We start from the raw sequence: 19,800 nt of genomic DNA, 5'->3' as shown, positions 1-19,800 counted from the left end.
TGTATTCGAAGAATCATTTGAGAATGCCCGCGTGGCGGCGTGTCCGCCGGGGTGGTGTCTGCTGCTTCGGCATTGTGAGCCATGGAGCTTTCGATGAGTGAACGCAAGGCTGTCACGAAGACCATCGCGACCCGGTACGCACGCTCGTCCAAGGCGGTGAAGAAGCAGATTCTGGATGAGCTGTGCGCAACGACCGGCTGGCACCGGGACCATGCCCGGAAGGCTCTGCGGATGGCGCTGGTACTCAAGGTTGCCCGGCCCAGGGGGCCCCGGCCGCCGCTCTACGGGGAGGCGGTGATCGAGGCGCTGCGGTTCTGCTGGGCGGTCCAGGGTACCCCGTGTGGTCGGCTCCTCGCTGCCGGGCTGCCGGACCTGGTGCCGCGCCTGCGGCGGTTCAAAGAGCTTCAGATTGATGCCGGTACGGCCGAGCAGCTGTTGAAGATTGCGCCGGCGACCATTGATCGCCGGCTCAAGGCCGATCGGGCGAAACTGGAGCCCCGCGGCCGCTCCCATACCAAGCCTGGAACGCTGCTGAAGGACTCGATTCCGATGCGGACCTGGGCCGAGTGGGATGACGCAGTTCCCGGTTTCGTCGAGATCGATCTGGTCGGGCACGAGGGCGGCAACAACCAAGGGGAATTCTGTTTCACCCTTGATATCACTGACATCGCGACCGGTTGGACGGAAACCCGCTCAGTGAAAAACAAGGCCCAGAAATGGGTGTTCGCGGCCATTAAAGACGCCACCACTTCGTTCCCGTTTCCGATCCTGGGCATCGATTCGGATAACGGCTCGGAGTTCATCAATTGGGAGCTGTTCCGCTGGTGCGAACAGGAGAAACTCACGTTCACCCGGTCCCGGTCCGGGAACAAAAACGACGGCGCCCACGTGGAGCAGAAAAACTGGCACATCGTCCGCCAGACCGTCGGCTACCACCGCTACGACACCGCTGCCGAGCTGGAACTGCTGAACCGGATCTGGGCCCTCCAGCGGCTGCTGACCAACCACTTCGCGCCGCAGCAGAAACTTCTCGCGAAAGTCCGGACCGGGGCAAAGATCAGCAAGAAATACGATCCACCCGCCACCCCGTACCAGCGCGTCCTGGCCGACACCGGCACCGTCCACCGGGACGTGAAGGCCCGGCTGAAACGAGAGAACAGGCCACTGAACCCCGCCGCCATCCAGCGTCAGATCCAAGCATTATGCGCGGACCTGCTGGCACTGACCACCGCGAAACAAGGTCCAAAAACACGACCTGCTATCCGGGCAAAATCAAATGATTCCACGAATCAGCCCAGGCGGGCATCTTGACATGATTCCTCGGGTTCACTTGGAGGCAAATCAACTCTGGACAGTAGGAGGCAAAGTGGAGCAAACTGGCCTTATCATCATCAAAACTTATCAAACTGCATCAAACGGTATGAAACTCTAGGAAAGAGCCACTATGGATTCCTCCAGCTCCAAGATCGTCCGCTCAGACGCAGCCTTGGCTTTTGTCATCTTGGGGCTGGGGTGCTTTCTTGCCTTTACGGGAGAAGGTCTCATCGGACGGTGGCAGGACTCCGCGTCCAGACGGCAATCCATCGACTTCGAGGATCTCCTTGGCTTTGTAGCGGTCGCTGCCGGGCTGGTCATCGTGGCCTGGTGGGTGTTGTCCCTCATGGCGGCTTTCGCAGCAGCCGTGTTGGCACAGGCCGGGCGAAAGCGCGCCGCGGCCGTCACCGGACGCTTCAGCCCGGCCTTCATGCGTCGGCTCGCCCTGGGGGTCCTGGGGATGCAGTTGATTGGGGCACCCCTCGCCCACGCAGATGCGCGGCAGGGGCCGGGATTGGTCCCAAACTATCCGGTTGCAGTGTCTGCTGCGTGGGCGCCCACCCAAGATCAGCGGGCCGACACTCCGGTCCGGTCCTCTGTAAGTCTGGCTTTCGCCGTCGAGCCGGTGCAAGAAAACTTCACAGGCCCGCGGGTCCCCCGCACGTCGGATGTTCGGCCCCAGTGGCAACCCCATCCGCCCGTTTCAGCGCCCAGGCTTGTCACCTCAGTGCCGGCCAGGACCGCGAATAACCAGCCGCACCGGCCGGAGTTAGTGGTCAGGGCGGGTGACTCACTGTGGACGATCGCTGCCACGCACCTGGGTCCGGAAGCTACCGACATCGAGATAGCAAGGGAGTGGCCCCGCTGGTTTAGAGCAAACATCGCGACAATCGGCAACAATCCGGGTGTCCTCCTGCCAGGCCAGATCCTCAGGGCTCCCTGAGCACGACGGGCACCACAGCGAGCCTCAGCATTCCCGCATTACAGCGTGCCTGGCATTCCGTGGCGTGCCCTCAATTCCATTCAAGCCCAAAGGACCGAGTCATGACTGCAGCAACCACCATCCGGAGCGCGGGCATTCCAGCGCCACAGGCCATCCAGTCGATAGGGCTGGGTGCAACTGAGGAGATGCGGGAGATTTGCGCCATCACCAGGTCCACCGTCCAGGCGGCCATAGAAGTCCTTGCCGGCACCAGGCCGATCAACCAGCTGGCGCGGCGGCTGGACCAAAGGTGCCTGCTGGCGCTTCAGCATCGCGCCAGCCTGACACGGCGGGAAGCTGCACGTGAGCCCAGGAAGCTGGGACGCCTCCACCGGAACCCGACCGTCCGCTCCGTCCGGGCATGCGAAATTACTCCGGACATTTATGAAGCCAGCGCGGTGGTGATCGACGAGCTGAGGGCCCGTGCTGTTGCCGTGCGGCTCGAGCGAAGCAAACAGATCTGGCGGATCACTGCATTGGAAATCGGCTGAGCATCAGACAGCGCAAGGAGCGAGAGCCGGAAACACCAAGGACAGGGAACAACATGGACCAAGAACAACAAGGACCGAACACAGGAAGGGACCCGGGCGAGTTGCCCGGGTCCCTTCCTGCAGATTGTCAGTGCGTTCGGCTCTAACGCTTCTTCTTGCCGTCGCGGCGGTTCTGCGAAGCGGCCTTAGCCGGATTCCCCGAGCGTCCTGCCGCCCGGCCCTCGACGCGGGTCTGGGTTCCGCCGCCTTCCGCGGGCGCCGTGTATTGCAGCTGCGCCGGCTTTTCCGGCGCTTCCAGGCCTGCGGCGCGGATCTGCGGCTCGTGATGTTCGGTGTGCCCGCCGGCAGCATCGGCCACCACAACATCCTCGGCGGGGGTGACTTCAACCTCGAGGTTGAAGAGGAACCCCACGCTTTCCTCACGGATGGCCTCCATCATGGACTGGAACATCGTGAAGCCTTCGCGCTGGTATTCGACCAGCGGGTCACGCTGTGCCATGGCGCGCAGTCCGATGCCCTCCTTGAGGTAGTCCATCTCATAGAGATGCTCCTGCCACTTCCGTCCGATGACAGAAAGAACAACGCGCCGTTCGAGCTCGCGCATGCTTTCGGAACCGATGGCTTCCTCGCGGGCCTGGTACACCAGCTTGGCGTCGGAGAGGATCTCTTCCCTCAGGAACTCGACGGTGATGCGCGATTTTCCGCCCGCCTCGTCGATCACATCGTGTGGGGTCACCGTGACGGGGTAGAGCGTCTTGAGGTTCGTCCAGAGCTGGTCGAAGTCCCAGTCGTCTCCGTTGCCTTCGGCCGTGGCCTCGTCGATAAGGGCATTAATGGTGTCCTCGAGGAAGAACTGCACTTTTTCGTGGAGGTCGTCACCCTCGAGGATCCGGCGCCGGTCACCGTAGATGGCCTCACGCTGGCGGTTGAGGACGTCGTCGTATTTCAGGACATTTTTGCGCTGCTCCGCATTCCTGCCCTCCACCTGGCCCTGGGCCGAGGCGATGGCCCGGGATACCAGCTTGGATTCGAGCGCCACATCATCTGGCACCGAACTGTTCATCAGGCGCTCAGCAGCCCCGGAGTTGAACAGCCGCATGAGGTCATCGGTCAGCGAGAGGTAGAAACGCGACTCGCCGGGGTCGCCCTGACGTCCCGAACGGCCACGGAGCTGGTTGTCGATCCGGCGTGACTCGTGCCGCTCGGTGCCCAGCACGTAGAGGCCACCCAGGTTCAGCACTTCCTCGTGCTCTTCCTTGACGGCCTGCTTGGCGGCGTCAAGCGCCTGCGGCCACGCTGCCTCGTACTCCTCGGAGTTCTCCTCCGGATCCAGCCCCTGCCTGGCGAGTTCGGCGATTGCGGTGAACTCGGCATTTCCGCCCAGCATGATGTCCGTACCGCGGCCGGCCATGTTGGTGGCCACGGTCACTGCGCCCTTGCGGCCGGCCTGTGCAACGATCGCCGCTTCCCGCGCATGGTTCTTGGCGTTCAGCACCTCGTGCCGGATGCCTTCCTTGGCCAGCAGCCGCGACAGGTACTCGCTCTTCTCGACGCTGGTGGTGCCGACCAGGACGGGCTGGCCCTGTTCATGGCGTTCGGCGATGTCCTTGACCACCGCATCGAACTTGACGGTTTCGTTCTTGTAGACCAGGTCCGACCGGTCGATCCGCTGCATGTCCCGGTTGGTCGGGATGGCGACTACCCCGAGCTTGTACGTGCTCATGAACTCGGCTGCTTCGGTCTCGGCCGTACCGGTCATGCCTGACAGCTTCCCGTACATGCGGAAGTAGTTCTGCAGCGTAACGGTGGCGAGGGTCTGGTTTTCGGCCTTGATCTCGACGCCTTCTTTGGCCTCAATCGCCTGGTGCATGCCCTCGTTGTACCGCCTGCCGGCGAGGATGCGGCCCGTATGCTCGTCGACGATCAGGACTTCCCCGTCAAGGATGACGTAGTCCTTGTCGCGCTTGAACAGTTCCTTGGCCTTGATGGCGTTGTTCAGGAAACCGATCAGCGGGGTGTTGGCGGATTCGTAGAGGTTCTGGATGCCCAGGTAGTCCTCGACCTTTTCAATGCCGCTCTCGAGAACGCCGACGGTGCGCTTCTTCTCGTCGACTTCATAGTCCTTCTCGGGCTGCAGCCGCAGCACCACCTTGGCGAATTCGCTGTACCACCGGTTCGTGTCCCCCTGCGCCGGACCGGAGATGATGAGCGGAGTCCGGGCCTCGTCAATGAGGATGGAGTCGACTTCATCGACAATCGCGAAGTGGTGCCCGCGCTGGACCAGCTCCGACTTGTCCCAGGCCATGTTGTCGCGGAGGTAGTCGAAGCCGAATTCGTTGTTGGTTCCGTAGGTGATGTCCGCGGCGTACTGCTGCCGGCGGATGGCTGGGTCCTGGTTGGCAAGGATGCAGCCGCTGGTGAGTCCGAGGAACCGGTAGACCCGGCCCATGAGCTCGGACTGGTACTCGGCGAGGTAGTCGTTGACCGTGACGACGTGCACGCCTTTGCCGGCGAGGGCATTGAGGTAGGCCGGCGCGGTGGCGACGAGCGTCTTGCCTTCACCGGTTTTCATTTCGGCGATGTTCCCAAGGTGGAGTGCAGCACCACCCATGAGCTGGACGTCGAAATGGCGCAGGCCAAGAGTGCGGGACGAGGCCTCGCGGACCGCGGCGAAAGCCTCGGGCAGGAGATCATCGAGTGTCTCGCCGTCCAGGTGGCGCTGCCGGAGCCGGTCCGTTTCTTCACGGAGCTCGGCGTCGGAGAACGTTTTGAATGAGTCTTCAAGGGCGTTAATGGAATCGGCATAGTTCCGCAGTTGCTTCAGGGTTTTTTTATCACCTGTGCGGAGAAGTTTTTCGATTAGTGATGCCACGTGAAGTTGCTCCCAGTCTCATGCTGCCGAATTCTGGCGTGTTCAGTCTACGGGAGAGACGCGAAGCGGGTAGCCCTGTTCCCTCAGAGCGGATACCTGCTGTCGGCGCCGCTGATGGCTGTGCCCACCGCCGCGCCAAGGTCCCCTGACGGCGATACGGCCACATCACCGAGCCCGAGCCAGTCGGCCATCAGCCGCAGTTCCGCGGCAAGTTCGACGGCGGTGTCCGCCGGGGCGTCCGGCTCGCCGAAGCAGGCCTTGGCCAGCAGCCTGCCGCCCGCGCGGTCAGTCTTCAGGTCAACTCTGGCCACGATGCGGTCCCGCAGCAGGAAGGGCAGGACGTAATAGCCGTACCGGCGCTTCGGCTGAGGGGTGTAGATCTCGATGCGGTAGTGGAACCCGAAGAGCTCCTCCAGTCTCCGGCGCTCGAAAACCAGGGAGTCGAACGGGCTGAGCAGTGCCCTGCCCGTTGCGGTCCGCGGCAGCCGTGCCTCGACGTGGCGGAACAGTTTCCGCTCCCAGCCGCGAACAGTGACCGGCTCGAGCCGGCCGCTCTCCACAAGATGCTGGACAGACACAGCCGCTGCCTTCATCGGTGTTCTGAAATAGTCGGCAAAGCACCGCACCGTCCCGATGCCGTGTGCCTGGGCCGCCGCGTCGATGAGCCTGTCCATGGCCGCCTCGGGATCCTGAGGCGCCTCCAAGTCCAGGGCCGGGAGGACGTGCCTGGTCAGCGCGTATCGGCGTTCGAACTGGTCGGTCCTCGATGCGCAGGAGACGACACCCTCTTCAAACAGGTGTTCCAGGACGCGCTTGACCGCGTTCCAGTTCCAGCCCCAGTTGACGTGTTTGCGGTCCTCCACATGGCCGATAGCCGCCGTGAGTTCGGCGGCGGTCATGGGTTTTCCGGTGGCCAGGGCCTCCAGCACGAGGCCCGTCACGCCTGAGCGCAGCGCTGGATCCATGGCGGAAGCTCCCACCCAGACGCGGTTCTGCCACGTTACAAGGTCCTGGAAATGCTCTGGCCGGATGAAACTCGCCTCATGGGCCCAGTACTCGAGCATTCGCCGGGGATGCCTGCCCGCCATCTGCTGCAGGATCGTACGGTCGTAGTTGCCCAGCCGGGAGAAGAAGGGCAGGAAATGGCTCCGCGCCAGGACATTGACGGAGTCGATTTGGACCAGTTGGATCCGGGCAAAGGTCCGGCCCACCGTCCGTGAAGTCACGGGGCCGGCGGGCCGTCCTTTGTCCAGTCCCTGGGCTGCCAGGGCGATCCGCCGGGCCTGTGAAAGGCTCAGCGTTGCAACCATGTCAGCCCTTTCGTTGTGAGGGCACTATCCTAAGCTGTTGCTGCCGCGTCGTCGGAGCGGTACGCGTGGATCTTCTCCTCCAGGGTGTTCTCGCCGGGCTCGCAGTAGTGGTCCAGGGTGATCACGCCGTACGTCCAGCCGCGGCGCCGGTAGACCACTGACGGCGCATTCGTGGCCTTGTCCACGAAGAGGTAAAAGTCGTGGCCGATAAGTTCCATGTTGTCCACGGCGTCATCCAGCGTGAGGGACGCTGCCGGGAAGATCTTGCGGCGGATCAAAACCGGAGAGTCTCCGGCAGGAATGTCATTGTCGACGTCGTAGCGCGACTTCTCCGCGGGCTCCGGCGCAGGCTCGGCGCGGTTGCTCGCTTCGACGTAGATAGGCTGATGGGTGCTGGCGGGCTCCAAGGATGCGGTCGCCTCGCGTACCGCTTTGGGCGTGTGCCGCCCGTGGTGCACCTTCTTGCGGTCCTTCGCCCTGCGGAGCCGCTCCAGCAGCTTGTTGTAGGCGAGATCGAAAGCGGCGAACTTGTCTGCGGCGCTTGCTTCGGCACGGATTACGGGGCCCCTGCCCAGGACGGTCACTTCAACTGTGAGCTGGTCGCCGGTCTGGCGTGCGTTCGTTTCCTTGGAAACCTTCGCATCCACCCGCTGGACCTTGTCCCCAAGCGATTCGATCTTCGAGATCTTCTCGCCGGCGTATTCGCGGAATCGGTCCGAGACCGTCAGATTTCGTCCGCTAATCATGAACTCCATGGTGCCCTCCAAATGACTTCGGTGACACGACAGCGGCACTTCATGGGGACGATCTGACTGACAGTCGAGCCCCTTTCCGAGCCGCTATCGAAAGGTACAACTGATCTTGGTACCCATAACCGACGTTAGTTCATAGCAACGAGTTATTCATCCTTTCGCCCTTTATTTTTTTCTATGACTCCTGTAGCCGGGGGGCTGCCCCCGGAGGGGCCTCGCGGAGGGGCTGGGAGGGGCCTGCGGAGCTGCTGCGTCGGGCGCACGGGTGGCTGCCAGGACGACGGCGCCGCGGACCACGGCCCCGGCCTGGTGCAACGCCCGGGCGGCCTCCGCGAGCGTCGCACCGGTGGTGAGGACGTCGTCGACAATGATGCACGGGCGACCTGCCAGCCCGCTTTCCCCTGCCTTCCAGGCGACCCGCATGGAGCCGCGCACCCTCCTGGCCCGTGCCCCTCGGTTCAGCCCCTTCTGTCCGCCGGATGTGGCCGTGCCCGTGCCCGTGGCCACCGTGGGTGGCCTGATCTTCCGGAGGACGTCATGGCACTCCAGCCCGTCGAGGATGCCGTGGCGGCGGAGATAGCGGACCAAGAGGCGTACGGGCGTGAATCCGCGCTTCCGGTACGCCCCGTTGCTGCTGGGCACAGGCACCAGCCAGATGTCCCGGTCGGTGCCAACGGCGGCAAGGACCGCACGTCCCAGCGCCTTTCCCAGCGACGCGGTCAGGGGTCCCTGGCCATGGCGTTTGAAGGAGAGGACCGACTGTGCCAGCTCCTCGCGGTAGATGCCGGCCGCCACCACAGGCAGAAGGACGGAGCCGTCCGTGCCCATCAGGGCGGGAGCCGCAGACTCGGCCCGGAACGGCCTCCGGGTCAGCAGCCGGACCTGCCGCTCACAGCCGGAGCAAATGGCCCTGTCCTCGTTGCCGCAGCACACGCACTCGACGGGCACTGCCAGCGCCATGACCTCGGCCGTTGCATCAGCCAGCAGGTCCGCAGCCCGCAGCAGCCGCCGCCGGTGTTCACTGCGGTGCTTCGCACGTCTGAGCAGGTGGGGCTGCAGGTCAGGGTCCCTGGCAGCGCCGTGGACGGATTGGGGGTGTCGGGTCTCCACGCAGCAAGCATCGCCCGGAAGCGGCGGCGGCGGAAGACGCCCCCGCCGCGTTGTGGAAAACCGCGTTGTGGAAAACGCCGTTGTGGAAAACGCCGCGCAATCAGCCGGGGAATGAGGGATCCAAGGGCCCCTTCAGCTGTGGCGACCAGCCGTTCCCCAGCCTTTGGAAGATGCCGTCCGCGGACTGGGCGTAGATTTCCTCGGATCCATTGCCGGCGCTGAGTGCTACCAGGCCGCGCCACGGCGCGAGCTTCTGCGGCTGGGTGGAGGTGAGGGAGAGCAGTTCCGGGGCAACGTTCGCCGAGGCCGCGCCCTGCATCACCGCTACCGTTGTGTCGGTGACCCAGACTCCCTGGTTCGGGCTGTCGCCCGAGTGCAGGGTGACTGGCGAGGTCAGCTGTTTCGGGGTCCCGTCGGCGTTGCGGATGATGCCGGTCACCTGGACCCGGGTCGCTCCGTTCTGTTCGGAAATGACCAGCGCGCGCACGCCCTCGCGGGAAACGCGGAAATCCTTGACCGTGCGGCCCGCCAGCCAGGAGGGAGTCAGCGTTACGGACGGCACCGTGGCTCCTTGCGCTATTCCTGTGGGGCGGAATGCGGTGAGCTCAGTGACGCCCTGCGCACCGGGCCCCGCGGTCCAGACCCAGTCGTGCAGGCTAAAGGACGGGCGGGAGAGCGTGCTCCGGGTGATCAGGGCACGCGGGGCCTGCCCCGGAACCATGGAGTACAGGGTGCTCCGGGTGCTGTCGAGAAATGCCACCGTCTGTGAGACGGGCGATTCAGCCGGCGCACGCGGCTTCAGCCCCGCAACGGACTCCATGTCGGGCAGCGGCGAAATTCTGTTGTTTTCGTAACGCACAAGCTCGTTGTTGCTGACGGCGATCTGGCGGGCCGGAACATTTCTGTTCTGAACGGGCGGCAGCACCGAACCGTTGTCCTCAACACGCACCAGGTCCTGGTTGGCCCTAAGCTCCACGTTGATGACATCGGGCTGGCTGCGGAATGTCAGGGCCAGCTGGGTCTGCATCCTCAGCCTGTCTTCCGTGGAAGCTTCGGTGAGTTCCTTGGCAGACAGATCCACCTGGGCAGCTCCGGAGACCACCGGAACGGATTCCCGTGCCAGCTTCATCCCGGACGGGAACGCGCTGACGACGGCGCCCTTGAGATACGGAGCCGGCCCGCCAAGCAGGGCGCTCGTCATCGACTTGACGGTCTTCTTCTTGATAAACCAGCGGACGTCGGGCACGGCATAGGTGAACGTGGGGTCGTAAAAGTAAATGGGATAGGCGCCATAGATCACCTTGAACGTCTCTTCAGGAATGGCAGTGCCGTCCGGAAGTTTGGATATCCGCCACTCCCCGTCCACCTGGGTCAGCGTGACGGGGATGCTCTCCTTGGTTCCCTCCGGCATCTGGGTGGCAACGCCGTCGGCATCCACGGAATACGCGACATCCAGTTCGTAGTTGAAGACCCCCTCGACGCCCGTCCGGACCACGCGCTCGGACCGGAAAACCAGCGTGCGCTGGTCGGGCTTCCACGCGACCGACGATGCCTGGGTTAGGTACTGGCGTGCCACGGCGTAGTCATCCTCATAGCCGCTGCCCGCCAGATAGAAATCCTCGATGACGGCTTCAGGGCTGGACCCCGTGCGGGGCGCAACGGGGAAGAAAACCGGAGCATTGGGATTTCCCGCGCTCTCGTCGGTGCTCTTTCCCACCGGCCCGGACCGGGGAATCTGGGCGCACGCGCCCAGCAACAGAAGTACGACGGCGACGAGTGCCGCCGCAGCGCGGCCCACCACCGGCCGCCTTCTCATGACCTCTCCCCTGTGGCGGCCGTTTCCGATGCAACGTCACCTTCCGAAACAACGTCGCCGTCAGGCGCAGCCTCGGTTCCATGGGGCTCTGCCGTTTCATGCGCGGCCGCGTGGGCCCCGTGCGATTCCTGGTTGCCCAGAACAAGGACGGAGCGGTCGCCGCCAGCGGGAAGGGCGACGTCCGCAGGTTCAAGCTGCAGCGGTGACTTTGAGATTGTGCCGCCCTGTTTCAGAGGAAGGGTCAGCCGGAAGTTGGAGCCCACGCCCTTGTTTCCCCAAGCCTGGAGCCACCCGTGATGGAGCTTGGTGTCCTCGGTGGCGATCGACAGGCCCAGGCCGCTGCCTCCTGTCGTCCTCGCCCGTGCAGGGTCTGCGCGCCAGAAACGGTCGAAGACCCTGGCCGCTTCGGCGGGGCTCATTCCTATTCCGTGATCACGGACGGTGATGGCAACCGCCGTCGCATTGGACGCCACCGAGATGTTCACGGGCTTCCCCTCACCGTGTTCCAATGCGTTCAGCACGAGGTTCCTGAGGATCCGGTCAATCCTGCGGGCGTCCATCTCCACCACGATGCTTCCCTCCGGGGCGTTCAGCGTCATGGCCGAACCGTACTCCTCGGCCACGGGTGCGGCGCCCTCCATGACGTGGGACACGAGCTGCACGATATCCGTGGGTTCCGCATCCAGCATGGCAACGCCGGCGTCAAAGCGGGAGATCTCGAGAAGGTCAGCCAGCAGGGACTGGAAGCGTTCAACCTGGTTGTAAAGCAGCTCCGCGGACCTCTTGTTAATGGGGTCGAAATCGTCACGGGCGTCGTACAGTACCTCAGCTGCCATTCGCACGGTGGTCAGCGGGGTCCGCAGCTCGTGGGAAACGTCGGAGACGAAGCGCTGCTGCATCTGCGAGAGGGTGGCGAGCTGGGTGATCTGCTCTTGGAGGCTGGCCGCCATGTGGTTGAAGGATGCCCCGAGCCGGGCCACTTCGTCCTCGCCCTTGACCACCATCCGCTCTTGCAACTGCCCGGCAGCGAGCTTTTCGGACACCACAGCAGCATGGCTGACGGGGCTGACCACATTCCGGGTGACGTACCAGGCAATGGCACCGATCATGATGATCAGTGCCGCGCCGCCGGCCCACAGGACGTTTTGGATCTCGTCCAGGGTCTGCTGGGCCGTGTCGAGGTCGTAGATCAGGTAGAGCTCGTAGACGGTGCCGTTGAACGTCACCTTGTTGCCGACGGCGATGCCCGGACGGTCTTCGGTGCCCACGGGAAACTCCATGGACGCCCAGAACTGGTCCTTGCCGGAATCCTGGACAGCGGCCCTGAGCTCTTTGGGAATGACGCTGACGGTCAACTGGTCCGAAGCCCGGGACTCGACCCAGCGGTTCCGGGGCTTGGTTTGGTCGGGCATCGCTTCAAAGACGTAGCGCCGCTGGATCACGGATCCCCTGCCTTCGACCGCATTCAAGGTGTCGTAGACGAGGGTGATGACGCTGGACTGATCGGTGACCTGGGCGCCGTCGAACGTATCCTGCACCTGCTTGACGTTGTACCGGGTCTCTGACTCCGCCTGCGTAAGCCGTTCCTGGAATAGATTGTTGGCGATCTGGTTGGACAGGTACGCCCCCACGATCGCAAAGGAACTTATGGACAGCAGCAGGGTGGTCAGGACCGTCCTGAATTGCAGGGAACGGCGCCACCTCCGCTGGACGGAGTGCAGCAGGAACCGGATGCCGGGCAAGACCTTCTCCAGCCCGGTGCGCACGAGCCGCAGGACGCGCAGTGAAACGATCAGGGCTCGCCGTCTCCAGATCCGCGCCCGCAGCTGCAGCCGGACATATCCGCCCGAGAAGGCGTCGGTGTGCTCCGGAGCAGGATGGGCAGCCGACCCGTGCGGGCCATCGGTGCCGGACGATACGCCTTGCACCACCCGCGGGCCGGCGGGGACAGTGTGGACGCCTACCTGTTGTGAATCGGGCGCTGGATCCGGCGCCGCCGCACCCGGCATGGGGGCGCCGACCGCCGGCCCTTTAGGGGCTTCGGAGGGATTCTGGCCCTGGGGTTCAGGAACCTGCTTTATAGCCGACACCACGGACCGTCAATACTACTTCCGGTGCTTCCGGATCACGTTCAATTTTCGACCTCAGTCGCTGGACATGGACATTGACCAGCCGGGTGTCCGCTGCGTGGCGGTAGCCCCAGACCTGCTCGAGCAGCAGTTCTCGGGTAAAAACCTGCCAGGGTTTGCGCGCCAGAGCGACCAGAAGGTCAAACTCCAGCGGTGTCAGTGAGATCCGCTCGCCGCCGCGGCTCACGGCGTGGCCCGCGACGTCGATGGTAACGTCTGCGATCCGGAGCGTCTCCGGTGCCTTCTGATCGCCCGGGCGAAGCCTGGCCCGCACGCGGGCTACCAGTTCGGCGGGTTTGAAGGGTTTCGGCACGTAGTCGTCGGCGCCGGATTCCAGCCCCCGGACGACGTCGGACGTGTCCGATTTGGCAGTCAGCATGACGATCGGGACATCGGACTCCGACCGGATCTGACGGCAGACCTCGATGCCGTCCGTCCCGGGGAGCATCAGGTCCAGCAGCACAAGGTCCGGCTTCGAGGAGCGGAAGATATCCAATGCCTGCCCGCCGTCCGCGCAAAAGACTGGCTCAAAACCATCATTGCGCAAAACAATGCCGATCATTTCCGCCAATGCCTCGTCATCGTCCACTACCAGAATGCGTGCCTTCATAGTTATATATTCCCTTATTGCCCTTGCTTTGTCCTATTGACGGCATTCTCGGCATGGCGGGCAGCCCGCTAGGATGCAGCAGGACAGTCCACGCCCATCAGGAGGATCCAAATGACCATGCCGATTTACCAACAGGCCATGGGGGCAGGGTTCACGCGGCTGCAGCCTGAACTCCAGGATTACTTTTCACTCGCACCGGGTTCAGGCACGTATGGCGTGGGCGAAGGCACCTTTGACGTCGTCGGGTGCCGGCAATCCTGGCTGCGGCCGCTGCTCCGGCTGACGGCAGGCGAACAGGCATTTTTCCCTGAATACGGTGAAAGCGTGCCGTTCCGGATCGAAAACCATGCCCATCTGGATCCGTTCGGCCGTTCCAGCCTGACAGCCCGGCGGGAGATCTTCTTTCCTGGCCGCACCAGGATCTTTCAGGACACCACCAGCGTGTCTTCGGCGACGCACGGTGTTTCCGAAGGGTCTGATGACTCCGGCGGACACGCCAGGCTCGTTGACTATGTGGGCAGATACCGCAGACTGGTCACCGACCTTAACCTGAGCGTCACCCCTGAGGGCAGGCTCCGCGGCATTTCCGAAGCGTCCCGGCTGTTCCTGGGCCCGCTGCGACTGCCGCTGCCCGCTTTGCTCGATGCAAAGGCCTATGCCGAGCAGTGGTGGGAGCCATCAGACGGAGACCGTGGCCGTCACCGCATCCAGGTGAAAGTGATCCAGCCGCAGATCGGATTGGTACTGGTCTATGCCGGGCACTTTGATTACCGGCTTGAGTCGTATGCGGAGGGCAGTTCGACGCCGGGATTCCTCCCCGGGTACGCCGCCCCCGATCGCTGGGAACAGCGGAGCTGACGCTGCTCTTCAGCGCATTCGGTGCCCGGTGAATCTTGCTGGGCCAGTTCCGGCAGTACTCAGCCCAGCGCCAACTGGTTCAGGGCGTCGGCAACGTGGGTCAGCCGCGTGAGCACCGCAGTGGCGCCGGAGGGGGTGAAACCGTCCAGCCCGCCTGTGGGGGTAATCCTGAGCGTACGCAGCTCTGTCGCAGGCAGACCGAGCTGCCGCCAGGGACGCCACACCGCGTCGGCAGCCTCGCCCGCCTTGGCCAGCTCTGCCGCGGGGTTGTCCACTGCCAGGACGCCTGCCCACAGCCGCTTGCCTGCCTCAACGGCCTCAGCCAGCTGCTCCCACTGGCGTGACGTGAGCGCTTTGAGGGGAACGGCGATGCCGTCGGCGCCGGCCGCGAGGATCCGCTCAAAGGGCGCCTCGATTTCGGGCACCGAAATGACGACTTCGGCGGCGCCGGCAGCGTGGAGGCCGTCCACCACCACGCGCCAAAGCTCGGACACTTCCTGCCCGGGGACCGAACGCAGGGTCCGGTAGCCGCTGGCTGTTGGAATCGTGCCGGCCAGCACGGAAGCAATGTCCGGTTCGTCGACCTGCGCCACCAGCCGGGCGCCGGGAACGGCGCCCCCCACGCGGGCCAGATGCTCCCCAACTCCGGCGGCGAGGGAAGCCGCGATATCGCGCCGGGCGCCGTAGTCAATCAGCGCCCGCTCACCGTTGTGCAGGTGCAGTCCGGCGGCCAGGCTCAATGGACCCCGCAGCTGCACCTTGAATTCCGAAGCCGGGCTGTCCTCTTCCCCGGCAACGTCCGCGAGCGCGTTGATGTCCGTGGAGAGCGCCGATTTGGCCCGGATCAGGTCCCGCCCCGGACGGTCCACCAGGCGCCAGCCGTGCGGCTGCACGTCCACGGCCATCTCAACGAGCAGGGATGCGGTGCGGCCTATGGCATCAGCGCCCACTCCGCGGCCGGGCAGCTCGGCCAGGTACGGCAGGTGGGGGTCTCCGAGTTCACCGCGGATGCTGCGTGTGGCCTCCAGCGGATCCTGCCCGGGCCATGGTCCCAGCGCCGTGGCCGTCACCTGGCCCTGCTGCGGCTCTTCTGCTGCAGGCACGGCTTAGGCGCTGAGCTGCGTGGTCGGTCCTGCGGCAGGGCTGGCCGGCCCGCCGCCACTTTGACTGCCGGGCCCCCTGCCGGCGCCGTTGTGGTGGTCCTCCGCGATGGCCTCGTGGTGGCGGATGACTTCGCCGATGATGAAGTTCAGGAACTTTTCCGCGAAGGCAGGATCAAGCTGGGCATCTTCGGCGAGCCGCCGCAGCCGGGCGATCTGGGCCGTTTCCCTGCCAGGGTCCCCGGCAGGGAGCCTGTGCGTGGCCTTCAGGAAACCCACCTTCTGCGTTGCCTTGAAGCGTTCCGCCAGGAGATAAACAAGGGTCGCATCGATGTTGTCGATGCTGGACCGGATCGACAACAGCTCCGCCATCACCGCGGGATCCACATGCCCGGCCAGCGAACTTGCGGCGGGATTGTAGGACTCACTGTCAGGCAGATCATGGTTTAGCTCGGTCATGATTCCAGTCTATGGGCACGGCCGGGATGTCCGCCGGTGTTAAGCTGCCGAACGCGCCGACGGCGGACGGACAATGTAAGTGTTCCGGAAAAGACCGACGACGGAGGGTGACCATGAGGATCGCAGTGCTGGGTACGGGCGTTGCGGGCAGGACCCTGGCGGGAAAGCTCGTGGAGGTCGGGCACGCCGTCACCATGGGGTCCCGGACTGCCACCAACGAGGCGGCCGCGCGATGGGCTGCCGGCGCCGGGCCACTGGCCAAGGCCGCCACCTTCTTCGATGCGGCTGCGGAGGGGGAGGTGGTGATCAACGCAACACCGGGCGCGGTGTCCCTGGACGTGCTGGCGGCTGCGAGCACCAGGAACCTCGACGGTAAGGTGCTGATCGACGTCGCAAATCCGCTCGATCATTCGGCGGGCTTCCCGCCGTCGCTCTCCATCGCGAATACAGACAGCCTGGCGGAAACCATTCAGCGCGCCTTTCCCACCGCCAGGGTGGTCAAGGCCCTGAACACCATGCGCGCCGATGTCATGATAGCTCCGGAGCGGCTGGCCGGCGGCGACCACGACGCCTTTCTGGCCGGCGACGACGCGGAAGCCAAGGCTGTGGTGAAGGGGCTGCTCGCGGAATTCGGCTGGCGGCCGGAACACATTCGGGACCTGGGATCGCTCGATGCCGCCCGCGGAATGGAGATGTGGCTGCCCCTGTGGCTGCGGATCTTCCTCACCCAGGGCAACAAAGACCCGTTCAACATCAAGGTGGTTTCGGCTTAGGACCGCACGAACCCGCTAAATGGATGAGCGGGTCCGCCACACAGTCCCCGATGGTCAGTTGTGGATTGAACGACGCGGCCGGGTCTTGGAATACGAAACCGATTTCCTTGCGGAGCGGCCTAAACGTCCTCTCCTTGACGTGCAGCATTTCGTAGCCCAGCACGTTCAGGCTGCCGCCGGTAGTGCGGTTCAGGCCCGCGATGGCCCGGCCGATGGTGGCCTGCCGGAGCCGGACTCGCCCACGAGACCGAATACCGGAAAGGTCTGAGGCGCGAATCCAGACCTCAAGGCTGCCGACGTCACCGAACCACCCTTCCTGGGTGGTCCAGCTCTGCAGGTCTATGATCAGGCGATGCTCATCACCGGGGCTGGTCAGGGGCAGGAAGGTATGCAGGAGCTTCCGGGCGTTGATCTCTCCGTGCTGGCTGTGCCCGGCGCAGGGCCTCCTCCAGGACCTCTGCAGTACTGAACTCCTGGAGTGGCCCGCCTGCCCGGTCGGCCGCCGGTGGCAGGGTGAACCCGGAAAGGGCCATGACAGGCTGGCAGACCGGGCCCGGAGCATCAAGGTCAGCCGGCGGTTCCACAAAGGCGCTGCGGTCGGGCTCGGGCACCCACCGCACCAGCCAGACATCGTTGTTCCCGTCCTCGGCGTCGTACCCCTAGCTCTGGAGGTCGGGCCCACCCGGTGGTTCGACCGGTTCTGCCGGGCCTGCGGGCGGCCCCTGACTATAGGCTGGTGCCGATGATGCCTGAGCTCACCCGAGAACGCGGCCGCGGACCCCAGTGGCCGCGCAACGCGCAGCCGCGCAGCACTGTTCTGCGCCGCCGCCCCGGGCGGTGTCCTTGGTGAGCTCGGGCCCCGCAGTGCTCCTGGCGCTGGCGATCCTGTGGTTGCCGGGTGCCGTTCTGGTGGCGGCCCTGCGCCTGCGCGGTGTCGTGGCGGTCGCCCTTGCCCCGGTGCTGTCGGTGTCGGTCGTCGCCGTCAGCGCCGTCGTGGCGCCGGGGCCGGGTCTGGACTGGGGGTGGTGGGTGCCCGCGACGGGGACCGCCATCCTGGTGGCCTTCCTGGTGCTGATGACCGGCCTGCGCCGACGCCTTCAGCTCCCGGGCGAGCGGGGCAGGCGAGCCACCGGCGCCCAGGCCCGATGGGAGCCCGGCGTTCTGGCCTGGGGCCTGACCGGTGCCGCCGTGGCCACGGGACTGATCACCGCACGCCTGCTGCTGGCCACCCCCGACCTGGAGTCGATCACCCAGAACTACGACACCGTTTTCCACCTCAACGCGGTGCACTACGCGCTCGAAGCCGGCAACGCCTCCTCCTGGTTCATCGGAGAGTTCACCCGGCCCGGCGCCGAGTCCCCGGCCCCATACCCCGGGGCGTGGCACGGGCTGGTGGCACTGCTGGTGCAGCTCTCCGGGCTCAGCATCGCCGCGGCCACCAACGTGATGTGGCTGGCCGTGTCCGGTCTCGTCTGGCCGGTGAGCGCGCTCCTGCTGACCCGCACCTTGGTGGGACCCCAGCCGGTGGTGCTCGCCGCGGCCGGGGTGCTCAGTAGTGCTTTCGCGGCCTTCCCCTACCTCTTGCTGCAATACGGGACCGTCTATCCCAATGCGCTGTCCTACGCGCTTCTTCCCGTCGGACTGGCGCTGGTGCTGACCCTGCTGGGCCAGGCGCGCGCACCGGTCGTCCCCCGGGCCCTGGCGGGTCTTCTGCTGGTGCTGTACCTGCCGGCGCAGGTGCTCTCCCAGCCCAACGGCGTGGTCTCGATCGCCTTCCTGCTGTCTCCGCTGCTGCTCGTCCTGATGCTGTCCTGGGTGCGGACCGGCCTCAGCAGCTCCCCCGCCACCGGCGGGCGACGGGTGGGACTGGTGCTGGTGGCGCTGGCCAGCGCGGTCGGTGTGCTCGCGTCCAACGAGACCGTCCTGGGCCTGTTCTCCTGGTCCCACCCCAAGAGCATGCCCCTCGGCGAAGCGCTGTGGCGGGCCGTGACCCACTTCCCGCTGCCCGCCGGCTGGCCCGCCCCGGTGCTCAGTGGACTCGTGCTGACAGGGCTCTACCAGATGGCCCGCCACGATCGGCGAGGATGGATGGTCGTCAGCTTCACCCTGACCGTGATGGCCTACGGGCTGGCGATCGGCTCCAACAACGACCTGGGCAACGCCCTCATCGCCCCCTGGTACGGCAATCCGGAGCGGTTGGCCGCGTTGATGCCAATCTTCGGCGTCCCGTGGGCCGCGGTGGGGCTGGAGCGGGTGATCACCGCGGTCAGTCGCTGTCGCCGGTCCCGTCACCGCCGCCGTGATCGCCGCACCGGGCAGGTCCTACCCCTGCCTCTGGCCGCCCTTACGGTGGCTGCGCTGCTGGCCGTGGCCAGTCCCACGCTGTGGCAGTTGAACATGCGGTTGGCCGACCGCTTCGAGGTGCCCGTCGTCCACGACCCGGGCAAGCAGCTCGACGTCCACAAGCTCAGACTGCTACAGCAGCTCGCCGAGCACGTCCCCGACGACGCCGTACTGGCCAACAACCCCTGGAACGGATCTCCCCTGGCCGTGGCGATCGCTGGCCGGGATGTGCTCTTTCCTTACATGACCATGGCATCGCTCGACGAAGACAGGACGCTGCTGCGCCGTGAGCTGGACGAGATCGCCACCTCGGAGCAGGTCTGCGCGGCCGCCCAGCGCCTGCGGGTGGAATACCTGCTGGACTTCGGTGACGGCTACCACTACCCCGGCATCGACCAGGCATACCCGGGCATCGACCGGGCCGCGGACTCCGAAGCCTTCGAACCGGTTGCAGCCGCCGGCGACGCCCGCCTGCTGAAACTGACCCAGTGCGCCGGGAGCAGCCCCGGCTGAACGATTGGCGCCGTTGATATCGCCTCGTCAGACTTTGATGCCGCTTGAAGGCGTGCTTGGTGACGAGCCGGTATTCGCTGACGCCGCGCGACTGCCCGGCTTCGATATAGTCCTTGCAGAGGGTGCCTGTCACGTTGATGCGGACGAGCCGCAGGACGATGCCTGCCGTCAGCAGGTCCAGGGCGACGGCTGGCGGGACTGCATGTGCCATGACGTCAGCCAGGGCGGCCATATTCCCGCTGCGGACCGCGTCCAGCCAGTAGATCCCGGTGGGCGCCTGATCCAGTGAGGGCCGGTTCACTGGACGTCTTGGCTCGCCCTGCCACCGGAAGCCAGCCAAGCCACACCGAAAAAGTGAGTGAGCAGCA

16 protein-coding genes and 1 pseudogene are annotated in these 19,800 nt (G+C 65.1%); 7 read left to right on the top strand and 10 right to left on the bottom strand.

The features are described 5' to 3' along the window. Positions 1-93 precede the first annotated feature (93 nt). From AC6CH3_RS18435 to AC6CH3_RS18425, 3 genes are all read left to right on the top strand, one after another. The gene (locus AC6CH3_RS18435; protein WP_498133797.1) at positions 94-1,311 is read left to right on the top strand and encodes an integrase catalytic domain-containing protein; all 1,218 of its coding nucleotides are present in this window, start codon (positions 94-96) and stop codon (positions 1,309-1,311) included. A 133-nt stretch (positions 1,312-1,444) separates the two neighbouring features. Continuing rightward, on the top strand, positions 1,445-2,257 hold the full coding sequence (locus tag AC6CH3_RS18430) for a LysM peptidoglycan-binding domain-containing protein (RefSeq protein ID WP_498133796.1): 813 nt from the start codon (positions 1,445-1,447) through the stop codon (positions 2,255-2,257). A gap of 101 nt (positions 2,258-2,358) precedes the next feature. After that, the gene (locus tag AC6CH3_RS18425; protein WP_498133795.1) at positions 2,359-2,787 is read left to right on the top strand and encodes an Rv3235 family protein; all 429 of its coding nucleotides are present in this window, start codon (positions 2,359-2,361) and stop codon (positions 2,785-2,787) included. 142 nt (positions 2,788-2,929) lie between these two features. Here AC6CH3_RS18425 and secA read toward each other — a convergent pair whose 3' ends face one another. The 7 genes from secA to mtrA form a co-directional block, all read right to left on the bottom strand. Then, positions 2,930-5,659 (bottom strand): preprotein translocase subunit SecA, encoded by a 2,730-nt coding sequence (gene secA / locus AC6CH3_RS18420; protein ID WP_498133794.1) that lies wholly within the window; start codon positions 5,657-5,659, stop codon positions 2,930-2,932. A gap of 83 nt (positions 5,660-5,742) precedes the next feature. Further along, on the bottom strand, positions 5,743-6,969 hold the full coding sequence (locus AC6CH3_RS18415; protein ID WP_498133793.1) for a winged helix-turn-helix domain-containing protein: 1,227 nt from the start codon (positions 6,967-6,969) through the stop codon (positions 5,743-5,745). Positions 6,970-6,998: 29 nt separating this feature from the next. Then, positions 6,999-7,724 carry a ribosome hibernation-promoting factor, HPF/YfiA family gene (gene hpf, locus AC6CH3_RS18410; protein WP_498133792.1) on the bottom strand — a complete coding sequence of 242 codons (726 nt, stop codon included), beginning with the start codon at positions 7,722-7,724 and terminating at the stop codon, positions 6,999-7,001. Between the two features lie 162 nt (positions 7,725-7,886). Then, on the bottom strand, positions 7,887-8,831 hold the full coding sequence (locus tag AC6CH3_RS18405; protein WP_498133791.1) for a ComF family protein: 945 nt from the start codon (positions 8,829-8,831) through the stop codon (positions 7,887-7,889). Between the two features lie 100 nt (positions 8,832-8,931). Further along, positions 8,932-10,647 (bottom strand): LpqB family beta-propeller domain-containing protein, encoded by a 1,716-nt coding sequence (locus AC6CH3_RS18400; protein WP_498133790.1) that lies wholly within the window; start codon positions 10,645-10,647, stop codon positions 8,932-8,934. Continuing rightward, positions 10,644-12,740: an MtrAB system histidine kinase MtrB gene (mtrB, locus tag AC6CH3_RS18395; RefSeq protein ID WP_498133789.1), complete on the bottom strand. Its 2,097-nt coding sequence runs from the start codon at positions 12,738-12,740 to the stop codon at positions 10,644-10,646. The genes AC6CH3_RS18400 and mtrB overlap by 4 nt, the downstream gene beginning before the upstream one ends. Beyond that, complete coding sequence (mtrA, locus tag AC6CH3_RS18390; protein ID WP_494035035.1) at positions 12,712-13,386, bottom strand: MtrAB system response regulator MtrA; 675 nt, start codon at positions 13,384-13,386, stop codon at positions 12,712-12,714. The genes mtrB and mtrA overlap by 29 nt, the downstream gene beginning before the upstream one ends. Before the next feature lie 111 nt (positions 13,387-13,497). Here mtrA and AC6CH3_RS18385 point away from each other — a divergent pair, with 111 nt between their 5' ends. Beyond that, the gene (locus AC6CH3_RS18385; RefSeq protein ID WP_498133788.1) at positions 13,498-14,244 is read left to right on the top strand and encodes a DUF4166 domain-containing protein; all 747 of its coding nucleotides are present in this window, start codon (positions 13,498-13,500) and stop codon (positions 14,242-14,244) included. Between the two features lie 59 nt (positions 14,245-14,303). On the opposite strand, the gene AC6CH3_RS18380 is transcribed toward AC6CH3_RS18385, so the two are convergent. Together AC6CH3_RS18380 and AC6CH3_RS18375 are read right to left on the bottom strand one after the other, a co-directional pair. Beyond that, positions 14,304-15,347, bottom strand: coding sequence for a uroporphyrinogen decarboxylase/cobalamine-independent methonine synthase family protein (locus AC6CH3_RS18380; protein ID WP_498133787.1), 1,044 nt, complete (start codon positions 15,345-15,347; stop codon positions 14,304-14,306). Positions 15,348-15,350: 3 nt separating this feature from the next. After that, the gene (locus tag AC6CH3_RS18375) at positions 15,351-15,803 is read right to left on the bottom strand and encodes a chorismate mutase (protein WP_494035032.1); all 453 of its coding nucleotides are present in this window, start codon (positions 15,801-15,803) and stop codon (positions 15,351-15,353) included. A 113-nt stretch (positions 15,804-15,916) separates the two neighbouring features. On the opposite strand from AC6CH3_RS18375, the gene AC6CH3_RS18370 reads away from it, so the two are divergent. Next, entirely contained in the window at positions 15,917-16,576 is a 660-nt protein-coding gene (locus tag AC6CH3_RS18370; protein ID WP_498133786.1) for an NADPH-dependent F420 reductase, read from the top strand. 22 nt (positions 16,577-16,598) lie between these two features. On the opposite strand, the pseudogene AC6CH3_RS18365 reads toward AC6CH3_RS18370, so the two are convergent. Further along, positions 16,599-16,831 (bottom strand): annotated as a pseudogene (locus AC6CH3_RS18365) (ATP-binding cassette domain-containing protein); the annotation flags it as partial. 591 nt (positions 16,832-17,422) lie between these two features. On the opposite strand from AC6CH3_RS18365, the gene AC6CH3_RS18360 reads away from it, so the two are divergent. Next, positions 17,423-19,432, top strand: a complete 2,010-nt coding sequence (locus AC6CH3_RS18360) for a DUF6541 family protein (RefSeq protein WP_498133785.1) — start codon at positions 17,423-17,425, stop codon at positions 19,430-19,432. 37 nt (positions 19,433-19,469) lie between these two features. Next, positions 19,470-19,721 carry a hypothetical protein gene (locus AC6CH3_RS18355; RefSeq protein ID WP_498133784.1) on the top strand — a complete coding sequence of 84 codons (252 nt, stop codon included), beginning with the start codon at positions 19,470-19,472 and terminating at the stop codon, positions 19,719-19,721. Positions 19,722-19,800 lie beyond the last annotated feature (79 nt).

Source organism: Arthrobacter sp. GQ119 (assembly GCF_059759125.1).
This window is presented reverse-complemented; position numbering and strand designations above follow the sequence as displayed.

Bases quoted from the DNA above. Each gene is read 5' to 3' on its own strand.
- AC6CH3_RS18435 (WP_498133797.1), top strand. From the start codon at position 94: ATGAGTGAACGCAAGGCTGTCACGAAGACCATCGCGACCCGGTACGCA.
- AC6CH3_RS18430 (WP_498133796.1), top strand. From the start codon at position 1,445: ATGGATTCCTCCAGCTCCAAGATCGTCCGCTCAGACGCAGCCTTGGCT.
- AC6CH3_RS18425 (WP_498133795.1), top strand. From the start codon at position 2,359: ATGACTGCAGCAACCACCATCCGGAGCGCGGGCATTCCAGCGCCACAG.
- AC6CH3_RS18415 (WP_498133793.1), bottom strand. From the start codon at position 6,969: ATGGTTGCAACGCTGAGCCTTTCACAGGCCCGGCGGATCGCCCTGGCA.
- hpf (WP_498133792.1), bottom strand. From the start codon at position 7,724: ATGGAGTTCATGATTAGCGGACGAAATCTGACGGTCTCGGACCGATTC.
- AC6CH3_RS18400 (WP_498133790.1), bottom strand. From the start codon at position 10,647: ATGAGAAGGCGGCCGGTGGTGGGCCGCGCTGCGGCGGCACTCGTCGCC.
- mtrA (WP_494035035.1), bottom strand. From the start codon at position 13,386: ATGAAGGCACGCATTCTGGTAGTGGACGATGACGAGGCATTGGCGGAA.
- AC6CH3_RS18385 (WP_498133788.1), top strand. From the start codon at position 13,498: ATGACCATGCCGATTTACCAACAGGCCATGGGGGCAGGGTTCACGCGG.
- AC6CH3_RS18375 (WP_494035032.1), bottom strand. From the start codon at position 15,803: ATGACCGAGCTAAACCATGATCTGCCTGACAGTGAGTCCTACAATCCC.
- AC6CH3_RS18370 (WP_498133786.1), top strand. From the start codon at position 15,917: ATGAGGATCGCAGTGCTGGGTACGGGCGTTGCGGGCAGGACCCTGGCG.
- AC6CH3_RS18355 (WP_498133784.1), top strand. From the start codon at position 19,470: ATGCCGCTTGAAGGCGTGCTTGGTGACGAGCCGGTATTCGCTGACGCC.